Raw genomic sequence first — 16,211 nt, forward strand, 5'->3', positions numbered from 1 at the left:
GATGGCGCTTGACCTGTGAAGGCACCTAAGAGGAGTTGAACACGATGCCGCTCCCGTTCTTCTTGCAAATGGCAAAACTGCCTGATCCCTTCGACTGGCTGAGGCCCCGCCGGCTCAAGCGGTGGAAGGATCGGCAAAGGGCGCGGGATGCCATCCTGCACAATTCCCGCAAGCCGAAGCTGACGCCGGAGGAAGCACGCCGCGATCATTGGGAGATGCTGCGTTTTCTGGGCCTCAATGCGCTTCTCGGCATTGTCATCGGTGTCAGTATCGGTATTGCCCTGATCGCGCTCGATATCGGCGGCTTGCGCGGGTTGATCATGCGGGCCGCGAACCCGATCCTGCCGCTTGTTCTGGTGCTAGTGCCCTTCGCCTCACTATTCGGCGGAGCCGCTGCGGCATCTGCCATTCTCACGCTTCCCTATGAAAGCAGGTATCGCGAGGAGGAAGAGGACAAGCCCGAGGATGATCCTTCACCCCGGTGAAGCTCCGATCAGCCGATGGTCGGCACTAAGGGTGGGTTCCTTCGCGCAAATCAGCTATCGGTCGCTGACCACTGATGTCAGGCACGCATGGAAACCTCGCTCTATCTCCCCGTCAAACAGTTTCTCGAAGCCTCCGGCTATTCGGTCAAGGGAGAAATCAACGGCTGCGATATTGTCGGCTTAAGCGACGGCGACCCGACCGTCATGGTCGTCTGCGAGCTTAAACTCAGCTTCAATCTCGAGCTGATCCTGCAGGCCGTCGACCGTGCAACGGCTGCCGACGAAGTCTGGATCGCCGCCCGCGTTTCGGCAAAAGGCCGGGGCCGGGAGGCCGACAGACGGTATCGCGATCTCTGCCGCCGGCTCGGCATCGGCATGCTGGGGGTTTCCGATGCGGGAGAGGTCAGTATCCTCGTCAGCTCGGTCTCGCCGATGCCGCGCAGCAATCCGAAACGGCGTACCAAGCTCATCAAGGAACACCGTAAACGCCAGGGCGACCCGGCACTTGGCGGTTCGACCAAGGTCCCGATCATGACCGCCTATCGCCAGCAGGCACTCGCCTGCGCCGCAGCACTTGTGGACGGCCCGCTCCGGCCACGCGATCTGAAGGCAATCACGCCCAAGGCGGGCGCGATGCTGCGCGACAATTATTACGGCTGGTTTGAGAAGATCGACAAAGGCGTCTATGGCCTGAGCGGGGATGGTGCGAAGGCAGTGGAGACCTTGAAGCCTGCAAAAGTTGAAGCAGAATCCTTTCCGGAGTCGGCGCTTCCGGAGAAAAAACTCTAAATCATTTCATCGATCGTCCCCGCCATCTCGCCCCATGCCTACAATCCCTCCGTTCCGTCACGGATACACCGGCAGTCGTGTCGGCGAGGCGGGATCGGTTCTGGTGATGGAGGGAGGACGTAAATCTCCACCACCGGGGTCCGCGGAAAATGGTCTCCCTCCGGCGACACGGGGGAAGCGGTGAGGTTTCGGACCGACCTTTCCGCTTCTGATGCCCGAACGGCGCGTCGGACGTGCCTGTGCGGCACACATGGTGGCCTCAAGGATGGTTTCGCCGGGCTTTGAAAAGTCCGTCCGTGAAAGCGGAAAACCCGGCGGTAACGGATCATCCGGCAAGGCAACGGCAGAGGGACCGGAGTCGCGGATAAAAACTGCCGAACGGGGCGCTGAGAGGTGTCACCTATAAACTTAAACTAAGAGGCAGCTTTCAGCGCCCCGTCCAAGTTCTATATTGATCACCACGGCGTTTTTAAAACGCGCGTGAACGAAACCGCATGTTCAGGAGGAAACCGGTGTCGGACAACAGCTCGAAGCCGCATCAGCAGGCCAATAAGAACGATTGGGAAACGCTTGCCGAAAAGGAACTGAAGGCATCGCCCGAAACGCTGACCTGGCATACGGCGGAAGGGATCGACATCAAGCCGCTTTACACGGCGGAGGATCTGCAGGGCATCGATCACCTTGATACGATGCCGGGTATCAAACCCTTCGTGCGCGGACCCCGCGCCACCATGTATGCCGGAAGGCCCTGGACCATCCGCCAATATGCCGGCTTTTCCACCGCCGAAGCCTCAAACGCATTCTATCGCCGCAATCTTGCCGCCGGTCAGAAGGGGCTTTCCGTCGCCTTCGACCTTGCCACCCATCGCGGTTACGATTCGGATCATCCACGCGTCGAGGGCGATGTCGGCAAGGCGGGCGTGGCGATCGACAGTGTCGAGGACATGAAGATCCTGTTCGACGGCATTCCGCTGAAGGACATGTCCGTATCGATGACGATGAACGGAGCGGTCATCCCGATCCTGGCCTCCTTCATCGTTGCCGGCGAAGAACAGGGCTGTTCGAAAGCCGAGCTTTCCGGGACCATCCAGAACGACATCCTCAAGGAGTTCATGGTCCGCAACACCTATATCTACCCGCCCGAACCCTCGATGCGGATCGTTGCCGACATCATCGAATATACGGCGAAGGAAATGCCACGCTTCAACTCGATCTCGATCTCCGGCTACCACATGCAGGAAGCGGGTGCGACGCTTGTGCAGGAACTGGCCTTCACGCTGGCAGACGGGCGCGAATATGTGCGCGCGGCACTCGCCAAGGGCCTCAATGTCGATGATTTCGCCGGACGCCTGTCCTTCTTCTTCGCCATCGGCATGAATTTTTTCATGGAGGCGGCAAAGCTGCGCGCCGCCCGTCTTTTGTGGTCGCGGATCATGGAAGAATTCGAACCTCAAAAGGCGTCCTCGCTGATGTTGCGCACCCATTGCCAGACATCCGGTGTCTCGCTGCAAGAACAGGATCCCTATAACAACGTCATCCGCACGGCCTATGAGGCGCTCTCTGCCGTTCTCGGTGGCACGCAGTCGCTGCATACCAATGCGCTGGACGAGGCGATGGCGCTGCCGACCGATTTTTCCGCCCGCATTGCCCGCAATACCCAGCTGATCCTGCAGCACGAGACCGGCGTGACCAAGGTCGTCGATCCGCTGGCCGGCTCTTATTATGTCGAAAGCCTGACCAATGAACTGGCGGAAAAGGCCTGGGCTTTGATCGAGGACGTCGAGGCTTTGGGGGGCATGACCAAGGCGGTTGCCGATGGCCTGCCCAAGCGCCTGATCGAGGAGGCTGCAACGCTGCGCCAGGCCAAGGTCGACCGGGGACAAGAGATCATCGTCGGCGTCAACAAGTTCCGGCTCGAAAACGAGGACGATATCGACATTCTGGCGATCGACAATTCGGCCGTGCGCAAGTCGCAGATCGACCGATTGGAAAAGATTCGCCGCCAGCGCGATCCGAAACGGGTCGAGGAGACGCTGGCCGCGCTTTCCGAAGTGGCGAGATCCGGCACCGGCAATCTGCTGGAAGCCGCAGTCGAGGCGGCGCGCGCGCGCGCGACGGTCGGCGAAATATCCGATGCGATGCGCCAATCCTTCGGCGATCATGCCGCTGTGCCGGAAGTGGTGGGCGATATCTACGGTCCGGCCTATAGCGACGACCCGGAATACAAGACAATCGTAAGCCGGCTATCTGATTACGGAAAATCGACGGGCAAGCCGAAGATCCTCGTCGCAAAACTCGGCCAGGACGGCCATGACCGCGGCGCCAAGGTGATCGCTTCGGCCTTCGGCGATATCGGTTTCGAGGTTCTCGCCGGCCCGCTGTTCCAGACGCCGGAAGAAGCGGCCGATCTGGCAGTTAAGGAAAAGGTTCAGGTCGTTGGCATGTCATCGCTTGCCGCCGGCCACCGGACGCTTGCACCGCAACTGGTCGAAGCCTTGAAGGCGAAAGGCGCGGACAAGGTCATCGTCGTCGTCGGCGGCGTCATCCCGCGGCAGGACTATGAGTACCTGCTGGAAAACGGCGTCGCAGCCGTCTTCGGGCCGGGCACCAATGTTCTCGATGCCGCAAACTCCATCATCGACCTGCTCGAAGGCAAAAGGAGAAATGCAGTCGCCTGACGGATCAGGAGCCAGCGAAGCTCTTGCGGAAAACCAGCTGCGGAATGACCCGCTCACAGGCGCGCGGTTCGTCCGGGTTCTGCTGGCGTCTGTCGAGCAGCATCACGGCGCGCGCCGCGATCGCCGCCGGGTCCTGGCGGAAGGTGGTGAGGCTGTAGCTCAGCCACGCCGCTTCCGGCACGTCGTCAAAGCCGATCAGCGCGACGTCTTCCGGTATCGTGAGGCCGAATTCCTGTCGGATCACATCCATCGCGCCGAAGGCCAGAAGGTCGTTGGCACAGAAGATCGCGTCGGGCCGCTGACCTTCGGCAAACAAGGTGCGAGCCGCGATGATACCGCTGTCATAATCGGAATCACGGCCATGGGCGATCCGTACATCAAATCCGGCGGCGTGAGCCGCGGCAACAAATGCGTTTTCGCGCTCGGCGATGCTCGGTGTGGCCGAATGTGAGCCGATGACCGCCAACCGGCGGTGGCCGGCAGCGACGAAAACCTCTGCCGCCTCACGGGAAGCCTCTGCATTGCCGGCGAGAACGCGGTCGGCATCCGGCTCGGCGCGGCCGATGACGACAAGCGGCTGGCCGTTGCGCTGTGCGAGTTCGAAAAAACTTGCCGGCGGCGAGCCGGACAGGATGACGGTTGCCTCGGCACGGTGGCCGATCAACATTTTCTGGGCGGCCAGAAGCTCTTCTTCAGTCTCGCCGGTATTGATGAGGACGGGAATGGAGCCGCGGCGAATGAGCGCCTTGGTCAGCGCTGCGGTCAAATGGGCGCGAAAGCCGATTTCCGGCTTGGTCGCCACCACGCCGACCAATCGGCTCTGGTTGGCAAGCACGCCGCGGGCAAGATCGTTGACGTGGTAACCGAGTTCCTCGGCCGCTTTCAAAACCTTTTCGCGGGTCGCGGGGGCAACGCTTGCGCCTTCCGTGAAGGTTCGCGATACGGCTGAACGCGAAACACCCGCGAGCTGCGCCACCTGTTCAGCGCTGACAAAGCGCATTTTCCTGTCGTCTCTCATGCTACATTTCACGCCTGTTTGCTGCACAGCCGTGCAGACCGCGTGAGATGTCTTAAAGACCGACATTTACAGTGACATGACAGTCGGCCACGAAAAAAAGGACTATGTGATCGCGAGCGCATCCTTCAGCGCCACGCCTTGCTTCGGCTGCAGGTCGAGATCGGCTTCGATGTGGTCGATATGATGCAGCATCAGGTCGGCGGCGCGTTTGGCGTCGCCGCGTTCGATCAGGTCGAGAATGGCAAAATGTTCGCTATGGCCGCAGCTCGACACGCCGGAGCGGCCGTAAAGCGCAATGACCAGCGATGAGCGCGCCACGAGTTCATCCATGAAACGCTGCAGGATCGCGTTGCCGGCAACGGAGGCCAGCATGAGATGGAAATCGCCGGATGCCTTGATTTCCGCCCGTCTTGCTGCCGGGCCGCGCTCGTTCATGTAACGCTCTTCCTCGATCAGCTGCTCGCGAAAACGGGCGATGTCTTCCGCCGTGATCCGCTCGGCGGCACCGGTAACGATGCCCGGCTCGATCAGGCGGCGGGAGGCGAAGATCTGTCGCGCCTCATCCGGCGTCGGGTTCGAAACGAAGGCACCACGGTTACGCTCGGTCTTCACCAGCCCTTCGAAAGTCAACATCTGCAGCGCAGCACGGGCAACGGTGCGGCTGACATCGAAAAGCGCGCCGACTTCCGCCTCGGACAGTTTCGTCCCCGGTGCAAGCCGCCGGTCTATAATGGCGTTGCGCAGGGACTCGCGGATCGCCATCGAGCGGTCTTCGGTCAAAAGGTCGGGAGAAGCAGAGGTCTTTTCGAGCAAGGTCATGGGTTTTCGTCCGGCATGCCTTGTTCTAACGCGCCGCGGGGGTCTCTGCCTAGTGGGATGTTTAGCAATCCCGCACTCAGATTGCATACAATTTAAACAGTCGATCGAAAACGATCGCTGCAATTTTGCGCAACCGCAAATCCCGAACCGTGCCTCAATCCGGAATGTCGTTGATCTTCAACGGCGAATTGAACTGGCACGCCTCCTGCATCAACAAAACAGTCGCAGGAGAATGCCTATGAGCAAAGCCGCTGAAATAGACATCGTATCCGTCTCGAAGATCTATGGCGCCACCACGGCCGTGCATGAAATCAGCCTGAAGATCCCGGCCGGCACCTATTGCTGCCTTCTCGGTCCCTCCGGCTGCGGCAAGACCTCGACGCTTCGGATGATCGCCGGGCACGAGAGCATCTCAACGGGCGATATCCGCCTCGGCAATGCGGTCGTCACCGACCTGCCGCCAGCCAAGCGCGGCACGGCGATGATGTTCCAGTCCTATGCGCTCTTCCCGCATCTCGATCTCGTCGACAATGTCGCCTTCTCCCTGAAGATGAAGGGCGTGGAGAAGGACGAGCGGCGTGCCAAGGCGCTCGACATGCTGAAGCTGATGCAGCTCGAAGCCTATGCGACGCGCCGGCCGGCGCAGCTTTCCGGCGGCCAGCAGCAACGCGTGGCGCTTGCTCGTGCTCTGATCACCGATCCGGAAGCACTGCTGCTCGACGAGCCGCTTTCGGCGCTCGATCCGTTCCTGAAAATCCGCATGCGCGCCGAGCTGAAAAAATTGCAGACCTCGCTTGGCATCACTTTCGTGCATGTGACGCACAGCCAGGAAGAGGCGATGGCGCTGGCCGATATCATCGTCATCATGAATGACGGACGCATCGAGCAGGCGGCCCATCCGCGCACCGTCTTCGAGCGCCCGGCAACGGCCTTCGTCGCCAAGTTCATGGGCGACCATAACGTGATTTCCGGACGGGTGACGAAAAGCGAAGGCGACGAGCTGATGATTTCGGTTCCCGCCGGCGGCGATTTTCTCGCCATCGGCGCCGGTGCTGCCGGCCTTGCCGAAACGGCCGATATCGCCGTTCGCACCGACCACGTGCGTGTTGCACCAGCCACCGAGAAGGGTCTCGGTTTCACCGGTTCGGTCTCGAATGTCGAATATCGTGGCTCGTCGGTGAAGCTCACCGTCAATGGCGCCGGTGTGGAGGATTTTACCGCGATCCTCAGCGACAAGGACTATTTCGCCAATCCCGTGAAGGTTGGCGACGCCATTCCGCTTTCCTGGGGGCGCGAGGACGCGCTCGTGCTGGGGCGGCTGAAGCACTGAAAATACAACAATAAAACCTCAAGAGGAGAACTGACATGACGGACACGAAGAAGACGGCCAAGGGAATTTCCCGCCGCTCGCTCCTGAAGACGGCATCGGCTGCCGCCGGCCTTGCTGCCGGTTCGGGCGCGATTACCGGCTTCCCGACCATCTGGGCACAGAACCCGATCACGCTTCGCCAGTTTGGCACCGGCGTGTCGAACCTCAATGCGATCGCCGAGAAGTGCAAGGCCGATCTCGGCATCACGCTCGAAATGACCGCAACCGATTCGGATGCCGCCGCCCAGCGCGCCGTCACCCAGCCGAAATCCTATGACATCGCCGATATCGAATACTGGATCCTGAAGAAGGTTTATGCCGCCGGCGTGATCCAGCCGATGGATGTGAAGAAGCTGAAATATTACGACAAGGTCGTGCCGCTGTTCAAAAACGGCAAGCTCAAGCCCGACAGCGTAATTGCCCAGGGCACCGCACCGCACACGGTCGGTTTCGTCGAAAAGCCCGGCGACAAGACGTTTGCCAAGGAAGAGACCCAGTATTTCACCATGATGCCAACGATCTACAATGCCGATACGCTCGGCATTCGTCCGGACCTGGTCGGTCGCGATATCACCAGCTGGGCCGACATCATGGACCCGAAGTTCAAGGGCAAGACCTCGATCCTCAACATTCCATCGATCGGCATCATGGATGCGGCGATGATCATGGAAGCGATGGGCAATCTCAAATATGCCGACAAGGGCAACATGACCAAGGAAGAGATCGACAAGACGATCGACTTCCTGATCAAGGCCAAGCAGGACGGCCAGTTCCGTGCCTTCTGGAAGTCCTTCGACGAGTCGGTCAACCTGATGTCGTCCGGCGAAGTGATCATCCAGTCGATGTGGTCGCCGGCGGTTGCCGCCGTACGCTCCAAGGGCATCGCCTGCAAATACCAGCCGCTCAAGGAAGGTTATCGCTCGTGGGGCGGCGGTCTGGGTCTCGCAGCACACCTGACCGGTGCGCAGCTCGATGCGGCCTATGAATATATCAACTGGTACACATCCGGCTGGGTCGGCGCCTATCTGAACCGCCAGGGCTATTATTCTGCCTGCATGGAAACTGCCAAGGAACACATGTCGGCCGACGAATGGGGCTACTGGATCGAAGGCAAGGCCGCGGCCGGCGATATCGTCGCGCCGGACGGCAAGGTCATGGAAAAGGCCGGCGCAGTGCGCGACGGCGGCTCCTTCGAGGAACGCATGGGCCATGTGGCCTGCTGGAACTCCGTGATGGACGAGGACCGCTACATGGTCCGCCGCTGGAACGAGTTCATCGCGGCTTAAGGGGCTGCGATAGCTTCCCGGGTTGGGCTGCTCCTCACCCTAGCCCTCTCCCCGCTTGCGGGGAGAGGGGACGTGCCCAAAGCGGCCAATGGAAACGGGCGGTCACCACGAGCCTCCTTCTCCCCGTACGTGGGGAGAAGGTGCCGGCAGGCGGATTAGGGGCACTTGCTCCGACAAGAAACGGGCCATTCCCACGGGAGAAGATGCAATGGCGACGATGGCACAGACGGATACGGAAAATGCCGGGCGGGTTCGCAGACAAAGATTTCGGCTGCCGCTTGCCGTCATCTCCTATCTGCAGGCGATCCCGCTGACGCTGATCCTCGGTTTCTTTCTTCTCCTGCCGATCATCATGATCGCGGTCGTCAGCTTCTGGGATTATGACTTTGCCCAGATGTATCCCGACTTCCTGACAATGAACTATGCCGAGACGCTCGGCTCCTGGGTCACCTGGAAGACCTATCTCAATACGCTGAAATATGCCGTGCTTGTATGGGCGATCACGCTCGTCATCGGCTTCTGGGTCGCCTATTTCCTCGCCTTCCACATCCGCACCACATCGATGCAGATGGTGCTGTTCCTGATCTGCACCGTGCCGTTCCTGACATCGAACATCATTAGGATGATCTCGTGGATCCCGGTTCTCGGGCGAAACGGCCTGATCAATTCGGCGCTGGTCAATTCCGGGGTGATTTCCGAGCCGGTGGAATGGCTGCTTTATTCCGATTTCGCCGTCGTGCTCGCCATGGTGCATCTCTATACGCTGTTCATGGTGACGCCGATCTTCAACACGCTGATGCGTATCGATAAATCGCTGGTCGAGGCAGCGCGCGATGCCGGTGCCTCTTCCTGGCAGATCCTTTCGAATGTCATCATACCGCTTGCCAAGCCAGGCATGGCGATCGGCACGATTTTTGTCGTGACGCTGGTGATGGCCGATTTTTCCACCGTGCAGGTGATGTCCGGCGGGCAGAGCGCTTCCGTGGCGCTGATGATGAAGAACCAGATGTCGTTGCTTCAATATCCGGCCGCCGCAGCCAATGCCGTGGTGCTTCTGGTGCTCGTACTGCTGATGGTCGCCGGCATCCTACGCATCGTCGATATTCGAAAGGAGCTTTGAGATGTACCGCGAAAAACGCTCCCGGGAATTCTATCTTCTCGCCATCTTCTTTGCCGTCTTCGTGCTGTTTCTCTACGGGCCGCTGTCGGCGATCCTGATCCTCTCATTCCAGGGTCCAAATGGCGGGCTGACCTTCCCACTTAATGGCGTGTCATTGCGCTGGTTCGCCAACCTTTTCGAGACCCAGGCGGTGGGTGATTTCGGCGGCTCGTTCCGCCGTTCGGCGATGCTGGGCATCATGGTCATGCTGGTGACCGTCGTCGTGTCTCTGCTGGCCGGCCTTGCCTTCCGCCGAAAATTCATCGGTGCCACGGCGCTGTTTTATCTGGCGGTCGCAAGCCTGGTCGTGCCCTCGATCATCGTCTCGCTCGGCATCGGCGTTTTGTTCAGCCAGCTCGGCCTGCAGCCGGCCTGGTATTCGTCGGCCTTCGGCGCGCATCTGACCTGGACGCTGCCCTTCGGCGTGCTGATCATGTTTGCCGTGTTCAACCGTTTTTCGCCGGCTTACGAGGAAGCGGCACGGGATCTCGGGGCCTCGTCGTGGCAGACATTCTCGAATGTCGTTTTGCCGATGATCGCGCCGAGCCTGATCGGTGTCGGCCTGTTCGGCTTCACCCTCTCCTATGACGAATTCGCACGCACGCTGATGACCGCAGGATCGTTCAATACGCTGCCACTCGAGATCTACGGCATGACAACGAACGTGACGACGCCGGTGCTTTATGCGCTCGGCACGGTCACCACGGTCTTTTCCTTCCTGGTGATCGCCGGCACGCTCGGCCTGATCGTCCATCTCAACCGCCGCAGACAGCGGAGCTGACACGAGACCGATGCGCATCCTGATCATCAATCCAAATACGACCGCCAGCATGACCGCAACGATAGCCGACAGCGCCCGCCGCGTTGCCGGACGCGAAACGGAAATCGTTGCCGTTACCTCATCGATGGGGCCGGTTTCGATCGAAGGTTATTATGACGAAGTCTTTGCCATTCCCGGCCTGCTAAAAGAGATCGCTGCTGGTGAGAAGGAAGGCATCGATGCCGTCGTCATCGCCTGTTTCGACGATACCGGCCTTGATGCGGCACGGGCGCTTGCCGACGTGCCCGTCATCGGCATCTGCGAGGCGGCGGTCTCGGCGACCGCCTTCATCGCCCAGAAATTCACCGTGGTCACGACCATGGAACGTTCTCGGCTGCCGCTCGAACATCTGGTCCATCGCTACGGCATGTCGTCGCGCTGCAAGGTCCGGGCCGCGGATATTCCGGTACTGTCGCTCGAGGACCCGAATTCCAACGCCCGTGACCGGCTGCGCAGCGAAATTGCGCTGGCGCTGAAGGAAGATCGAGCCGAGGCGATCGTGCTCGGCTGCGCCGGCATGGCGGATCTCACGGCCGAGCTGAGGCTAGAATTCGGCGTGCCTGTCGTCGATGGCGTTGCGGCGGCAGTGAAACAGGCGGAATCGCTGGTGACGCTGGGCCTGTCGACCGCCAAGCGCGGCGCCTATGCCACCCCGATCTTGAAACCCTATCGCGGCATGCTGGAGGTTTTCGAGCCTGGCCGGCTTAGCAGCTCATGAGCGAGGCGGTCATCCGCGTCCTCGATCTGGCAGAGATCGAGGCATTGCTTGGCTGGGCGAAGGCCGAGGGCTGGAACCCCGGACTTGCCGATGCGGCACCGTTTCAAGCTGCCGATCCTCAAGGCTTTATCGGCTGTTTCGTCGATGGCGTCATGGCTGCGGGCATCTCCGCGGTTCGTTACGGTTCCACATTCGGCTTTATCGGCCTATATATCGCCCATCCGGATTTTCGTGGGCGCGGTTACGGAAAGCGGGTGTGGGATGCAGGCATGGCGCATCTGGCAGGCCGTACAATCGGACTGGACGGCGTGCCCGAACAGCAGGCCAATTATCGATCCATGGGGTTCATGCCCGATTACGAGACTTTCCGCTGGAGCGGGACACTCGAAGGTCGGCCTCATTCCGAGATCTGCACATTCGACGCGGTACAGCTGCCGGCCTTGATCGAGTTCGACAGGCGGTATTTTGCCGAGCGTCGGCCGGAATTTCTCCTCAACTGGCCGGCCTTGCCGAGGCAGACAAAAGTGTTCCTTCGCAACGGTGTCATCGCCGGTTATGCCGTCGTGCGCCAATGCCATGAGGGTTACAAAATCGGGCCGATCCTTGCCGCTGATTTCGGCGTGGCGAGGGATTTGCTGTTTTCCTGCGCGATCGAAGCGAGAGGTGAGGTGCTGCATATCGACGTGCCCGCCGGCCAGATCGAATTTTCCACGCTCCTCGACAGGGAAGGGTTCGCCCGCGGCTTTCGGACGTCCCGGATGTATCGTGGAACGCAACCATCCTTCGATACCGCTGGTGTTTTCGCGGTGACGACGCTGGAGCTCGGCTGACCGCCACTGCAAGATAACTTGATAATTCTCTGAAAGTTTTTTAGGGCATCTACTTGCCTGCCCGACGAGTCCGCGATAGGTCACATCCATATTGTCGATCGCAGGCTCGGCACGTAAGCGTTCACGTCAATCAACGCGCAGGATCGATTGGAGCGACCAACGGTCTGCGCGGTCATGTCCGGCAGGCTTTCAGGTCTTCTCCCGACAACAGGACAATTGATGGACACCTCAGCGACGACCCCTTCCCCGATCCATCCCGTTATCGAGCGCGTTCGGCACGAACTCAAGCGGCGCGAACTTACCGTCGATACCGTCGATCGCATCACGCCGCATATGTTGCGTATCACGCTCAGCGGCGAATCCCTTGCCGACTTCACCAGCCTCGGCGCCGATGATCATGTGAAGGTGGTCGTGCCAGGTGCTAGTGGCGAGATGGAAATGCGGGATTACACACCACGCTCCTATGACAATGAGACCGGCAGGCTGGTGCTGGATTTCGCCGTGCATGAGGCCGGTCCGGCAACCAGATGGGCGCTGGACGCCAAACCCGGATCGACCGTGACGATTGCCGGGCCACGCGGCTCTGCCACCATTACCGGCGTCAGAAAATGGGTGCTGGTGGGAGACGAGACGGCGCTTCCCGCAATCGGTCGGCTGATCGAAGAGGCGAAGGCCGGCGACGTGATCACCGCGATCGGCGCGGTAACGGACGAAAGCGAAGAGCAGCAATTTTCGAGCGCCGCGAAACTCACCACGCATTGGGTGCATCGTCCGGCCTCGTCGGTCACCGATCCGCTGCCGATCATTGCTGCCCTCGATGCAATAGCGCTGACAGCGGATACATTCGTCTGGGTGGCAGCGGAAGCATCCGTCGCCCGGGCGATCAAGACCTACCTGACGACAAGCCGCAACCACCCGCTTTCGTGGCTGAAGGCTGCCGGCTACTGGACCCGCGGTGCCGCCGACACCAGCATCAAGACGATCGACTGAAACAAGAAAGGGGAGCCGCGGCTCCCCTTTTTTTCATAGTATGGCCGATCAGGCTGTCGGCTGTTTGGTCTTGCGCAGATAGGGCAGGACCGTATCGAAGGAGCCGAAACGCTGGATGGCGTCTTCATTGGAGACGGCAGCCGTGATGATGACATCGTCACCCTGTTTCCAGTTTGCCGGCGTGGCAACCTGGTGTTTGGCAGTCAGCTGGATGCTGTCGATCGCACGCAATATTTCATCGAAGTTGCGGCCCGTCGTCATCGGATAGGTCAGGACCAGCTTGATCTTCTTGTCAGGACCGATGACGAAGACCGAGCGGACGGTGGCGTTATCGGCAGGCGTGCGGCCCTCCGAACTGTCGCCGGCACCTGCCGGAAGCATGTCGTAAAGCTTGGCGACCTTCAGGTCCTTGTCGCCGATCAGCGGGTAATCGACATCGAAGCCGGTGGCGGTGCGGATGTCGCCCTTCCACTTCTCGTGGCTTTCGACCGGATCCACCGAGATGCCGATGATCTTGACGCCGCGCTTGGCAAATTCGCCGGCAAGGCCTGCCATCGCGCCGAGTTCGGTCGTGCAGACGGGGGTGAAATTCTTCGGATGCGAAAACAGAACCGCGTAGTTGTCGCCGATCCATTCATGGAAGGAGATCGGTCCCTTGGACGTGTCGGCCTGAAAATCCGGGGCGATATCGTTGATGCGTAGGCTCATCTTTACTCTCCATTTTGTGGGTGGATTGAACCGTAAAACCGAATGAGAGAGGAGCTTGAACATGCTCCATAAACTGTCGGCTATGAAAATAATCAGGCGTAGATGGGGCTAAAGCGGCAGGATAATTCCCGGCAAGCGCCTTCAGGTCAACTCCCCCTTTTCAAGGGGTCGCTAAACTTTCGCACGGCAATTGCCGCAGTGGCTTTCGGAAAGGCGATTGCGGCTATTATTCGTGGGCTTGGATAATTTCCAGAAACGCGTCGCCATAGCGTTCCAGCTTCGTCTGCCCGACGCCGGAGACCTCGAGCATTGCCTCCAGGCTCACGGGCTTGAGCGTTGCAAAACCGACAAGCGTGGTGTCGGCAAACACGACATAGGGCGGGATGGACAATTCCTTGGCAATCTCCGTCCGTTTCCTGCGCAGGGCCTCGAACAGGACGGCATCCGCCTCGCCCAGCTCCGCGCGGGCGCCTTTGGCCCTTGCCGAAAGATTTCTGTCCGCCTTGCCGCCCGTCGGCCGATCCTTGCGGAAACGGACTTGCCGCTCGTGCCGGAACACGGCCCGCGCCTCCGGTTCGAGCTTCAGCGCGCCGAATGCATCGTGGTCGACCCTTATCAGGCCTGCGGCGAGAAGCTGGCGATAGACCGATTGCCAGGTCCTCATCGGCAGATCTTTGCCCGCGCCGAAGACCGGCATGTCCGTATGGCCGAAACGCTGCGTCTTTTCGTTATCATTGCCGATCAGCACGTCGATGACATGGCCGGTACCGAAACGTTCTCCGGTCCGGTAGATGGCGGCCAGGGCCTTGATTGCCGCTTCCGTGCCATCCCAGGTGTCGACGGGCTTCAGGCAGGTATCGCAATTGCCGCAACCGCCCGAATGCGCCTCACCGAAATGCGCAAGGATCGCCTGCCGGCGGCAGCCTGCGGTCTCGCAGATGCCGAGAAGCGCGTTCAGCTTGGCGCGTTCGACACGCTTGACCTCATCGGCGGAATTGCCGCCATCGATCATCCTGCCACGCTGGATGACATCGGCCATACCATAGGCCATCCAGACTTCCGAAGGCAGACCATCACGGCCGGCGCGACCGGTTTCCTGGTAATAGGCCTCGACCGAGCCTGGGAGATCGAGATGAGCGACATAACGGACATTCGGCTTGTCGATGCCCATGCCGAAGGCGACGGTTGCGACGAGGCAAAGCTCTTCCTCCTTCAGGAACGCATCCTGATGCCTGTCGCGGATATCGCGCTCAAGGCCGGCATGATAGGGCAGCGCATAAATCCCCTGTCCGTTCAGCCAATCGGCCGTCTCCTCGACCTTGGCTCGCGACAGGCAATAAACGATGCCGCTCGACCCTTTGTGGCGGGAGAGAAACTGCAGAAGCTGCTGGCGCGGCTGGTTTCTCTCGACAATCTCATAGGAAATGTTTGGTCGATCGAAGGACGAGGTGAAGACGCGCGCATCATTGAGGGCCAGGCGTTCGATGATATCGCCACGCGTATGCGGATCGGCCGTCGCCGTCAGCGCCATGCGGGGCACGCCGGGATAAAGGGTGGCAAGCGCACCGAGCTCGCGATATTCGGGGCGGAAATCATGGCCCCATTGGGAAACGCAATGGGCCTCGTCGATAGCGAACAGGGAGATCCGGGCATTGCCGACGAGATCGCGAAAGCCCTGCGTGGCGATCCGCTCCGGCGTGACATAAAGGAGATCGAGGGCGCCTCTCGCGAGATCGCGGCGAACCTCGCCGAATTCCTCGCGCGACAGGGACGAATTGACCGCGGCAGCTCGGATACCAACCTGCCTTAGTGCCTCCACCTGATCGCGCATCAGGGCGATCAGCGGCGACACGACGATGCCGACACCGTCGCGGCAAAGAGCGGGAATCTGAAAACACAGCGATTTGCCGGCGCCGGTCGGAAACAGTACGACCGCATCGCCGCCCGAGACGACATGGTCGATCACATCCGCCTGCTGCCCGCGAAAGGAGGGATAACCGTAGATCCTCTGCAGCACTTCAACCGGTTTTTCAGGCCTCTGGCCTTCGGCAGGCATAACGGCTCCGCTTGGCATATCCTGCATATTTCCCTCGCTTTCACAGCTTGGGTACTATGACCCGTGGCTCGATACAACGGGGGAGCTTTTTCTTAGGCGCCAAGAGGAGAGCTCTTGTCCATCGCCAGCATCGGCAGACTATTGGGGAGTGTTTTGCATTTTTGGTTGCGGGGGCAGGATTTGAACCTGCGGCCTTCAGGTTATGAGCCTGACGAGCTACCGGGCTGCTCCACCCCGCGCCAAGCGTAAATCCCTATGGGATTTATCGCGATTGCGTCACAGCTTTGCTGTGATGCGCACTGCCGGAGCAAATTGCAGAGCAATTTGTCTCCTGTAAGGGACGCACCGGCTATGTCCAGTGCGTTATCCTTGGCATTCATTTTTGTTCTGCAAACGACGAAAGGCCGCTTTAGGCGGCCCAATCGGTAATTCGGCTTGGGCCGAGGTTGTGTCGAGAAGATTGTTTCCGCTGTTATGCGGCATTGC

General features: G+C 60.1%; 14 protein-coding genes and 1 tRNA gene. 10 read left to right on the plus strand and 5 right to left on the minus strand.

Features of this window, described 5'->3' with window-relative positions:
- The first annotated feature begins 44 nt into the window (after nucleotides 1–44).
- The 3 genes from HNQ72_RS15440 (at nucleotide 45) to scpA (ending at nucleotide 3,952) form a co-directional block, all read left to right on the plus strand.
- Nucleotides 45–485, plus strand: coding sequence for a hypothetical protein (locus tag HNQ72_RS15440; RefSeq protein ID WP_244654360.1), 441 nt, complete (start codon nucleotides 45–47; stop codon nucleotides 483–485).
- A gap of 87 nt (nucleotides 486–572) precedes the next feature.
- Nucleotides 573–1,274: a DUF2161 domain-containing phosphodiesterase gene (locus tag HNQ72_RS15445; protein ID WP_183993032.1), complete on the plus strand. Its 702-nt coding sequence runs from the start codon at nucleotides 573–575 to the stop codon at nucleotides 1,272–1,274.
- 512 nt (nucleotides 1,275–1,786) lie between these two features.
- Nucleotides 1,787–3,952 (plus strand): methylmalonyl-CoA mutase, encoded by a 2,166-nt coding sequence (scpA, locus tag HNQ72_RS15450; protein ID WP_244654359.1) that lies wholly within the window; start codon nucleotides 1,787–1,789, stop codon nucleotides 3,950–3,952.
- 4 nt (nucleotides 3,953–3,956) lie between these two features.
- On the opposite strand, the gene HNQ72_RS15455 is transcribed toward scpA, so the two are convergent.
- Together HNQ72_RS15455 and HNQ72_RS15460 are read right to left on the minus strand one after the other, a co-directional pair.
- Nucleotides 3,957–4,952 carry a LacI family DNA-binding transcriptional regulator gene (locus HNQ72_RS15455; RefSeq protein ID WP_183993034.1) on the minus strand — a complete coding sequence of 332 codons (996 nt, stop codon included), beginning with the start codon at nucleotides 4,950–4,952 and terminating at the stop codon, nucleotides 3,957–3,959.
- Nucleotides 4,953–5,072: 120 nt separating this feature from the next.
- A complete protein-coding gene (locus tag HNQ72_RS15460) occupies nucleotides 5,073–5,789 on the minus strand; it encodes a GntR family transcriptional regulator (RefSeq protein WP_183993035.1) in 717 nt (238 codons plus the stop codon).
- A 238-nt stretch (nucleotides 5,790–6,027) separates the two neighbouring features.
- Between HNQ72_RS15460 and HNQ72_RS15465 the strand changes: the two genes are divergently transcribed.
- The 7 genes from HNQ72_RS15465 (at nucleotide 6,028) to HNQ72_RS15495 (ending at nucleotide 12,961) form a co-directional block, all read left to right on the plus strand.
- Nucleotides 6,028–7,119 (plus strand): ABC transporter ATP-binding protein, encoded by a 1,092-nt coding sequence (locus HNQ72_RS15465; protein ID WP_183993036.1) that lies wholly within the window; start codon nucleotides 6,028–6,030, stop codon nucleotides 7,117–7,119.
- A gap of 35 nt (nucleotides 7,120–7,154) precedes the next feature.
- Nucleotides 7,155–8,444 (plus strand): ABC transporter substrate-binding protein, encoded by a 1,290-nt coding sequence (locus tag HNQ72_RS15470; RefSeq protein ID WP_183993037.1) that lies wholly within the window; start codon nucleotides 7,155–7,157, stop codon nucleotides 8,442–8,444.
- Between the two features lie 208 nt (nucleotides 8,445–8,652).
- Nucleotides 8,653–9,564, plus strand: coding sequence for an ABC transporter permease (locus HNQ72_RS15475; protein WP_183993038.1), 912 nt, complete (start codon nucleotides 8,653–8,655; stop codon nucleotides 9,562–9,564).
- 1 nt (nucleotide 9,565) lies between these two features.
- Complete coding sequence (locus HNQ72_RS15480; protein WP_183993039.1) at nucleotides 9,566–10,384, plus strand: ABC transporter permease; 819 nt, start codon at nucleotides 9,566–9,568, stop codon at nucleotides 10,382–10,384.
- Nucleotides 10,385–10,394: 10 nt separating this feature from the next.
- On the plus strand, nucleotides 10,395–11,141 hold the full coding sequence (locus HNQ72_RS15485) for an aspartate/glutamate racemase family protein (protein ID WP_183993040.1): 747 nt from the start codon (nucleotides 10,395–10,397) through the stop codon (nucleotides 11,139–11,141).
- Complete coding sequence (locus tag HNQ72_RS15490) at nucleotides 11,138–11,971, plus strand: GNAT family N-acetyltransferase (protein ID WP_183993041.1); 834 nt, start codon at nucleotides 11,138–11,140, stop codon at nucleotides 11,969–11,971. Before HNQ72_RS15485 ends, HNQ72_RS15490 begins: the two co-directional genes overlap by 4 nt.
- A gap of 219 nt (nucleotides 11,972–12,190) precedes the next feature.
- On the plus strand, nucleotides 12,191–12,961 hold the full coding sequence (locus HNQ72_RS15495) for a siderophore-interacting protein (protein WP_183993042.1): 771 nt from the start codon (nucleotides 12,191–12,193) through the stop codon (nucleotides 12,959–12,961).
- A gap of 48 nt (nucleotides 12,962–13,009) precedes the next feature.
- On the opposite strand, the gene HNQ72_RS15500 is transcribed toward HNQ72_RS15495, so the two are convergent.
- The 3 genes from HNQ72_RS15500 to HNQ72_RS15510 form a co-directional block, all read right to left on the minus strand.
- Entirely contained in the window at nucleotides 13,010–13,669 is a 660-nt protein-coding gene (locus HNQ72_RS15500; protein ID WP_183993043.1) for a peroxiredoxin, read from the minus strand.
- Nucleotides 13,670–13,895: 226 nt separating this feature from the next.
- Nucleotides 13,896–15,743, minus strand: coding sequence for a DNA helicase RecQ (gene recQ / locus HNQ72_RS15505; RefSeq protein WP_373289435.1), 1,848 nt, complete (start codon nucleotides 15,741–15,743; stop codon nucleotides 13,896–13,898).
- Nucleotides 15,744–15,887: 144 nt separating this feature from the next.
- Nucleotides 15,888–15,964: transfer RNA gene (locus tag HNQ72_RS15510), tRNA-Met, on the minus strand.
- Nucleotides 15,965–16,211 lie beyond the last annotated feature (247 nt).

It is taken from the genome of Aliirhizobium wenxiniae, from assembly GCF_014201355.1.
GTDB lineage: Bacteria > Pseudomonadota > Alphaproteobacteria > Rhizobiales > Rhizobiaceae > Neorhizobium > Neorhizobium wenxiniae.